At 51.1% G+C, this 358-nt stretch carries 2 protein-coding genes; both read right to left on the bottom strand.

Going from position 1 to position 358, the window contains the following annotated elements:
• The coding region (tnpB, locus tag ON16_RS16275; protein ID WP_040658443.1) for an IS66 family insertion sequence element accessory protein TnpB at window positions 1–144 on the bottom strand (144 nt) is incomplete at its 3' end.
• Window positions 145–169: 25 nt separating this feature from the next.
• Window positions 170–358, bottom strand: a 189-nt coding sequence (locus ON16_RS16040; protein ID WP_207643781.1) for a hypothetical protein, incomplete at its 5' end; no start/stop codon positions are given.

A 358-nucleotide genomic window follows, 5' to 3' on the forward strand; every position in this document is an offset into this window, starting at 1 on the left:
GCAGAACAGGAACAGCGTATTGGTAAACGGATCAAGCTGAAACTGCTGCTGCACCAGACTGGCCAGTCCGTCAATTCCTTTCCGTAGATCGGTGTAGCCACAGGCAATGTAAACTCGGTCGGCACCGGTGAAATCGTTCAGCATGATTTGAGAATTTGGCAAAGGGCCTTTACCACACTTGCATCAGCCCCAGAATAAATGTCCACCTTGGCCTTTCCAATGCGAATGCTGGCAACCATTTCAGCCTGAACAGGCTGCTGCACAGCAGGCGCAGGCAGTTCCGCAAAAGTTGTTCGGGATAGCGCTGCTGGTGTTGTTGATGGAAGTTGGGCAGATGCCGTTTCAAGGATTTCCTTTT

This window comes from Oscillibacter ruminantium GH1, from assembly GCF_000307265.1.
Classification (GTDB): Bacteria; Bacillota; Clostridia; order Oscillospirales; family Oscillospiraceae; genus Oscillibacter; species Oscillibacter ruminantium.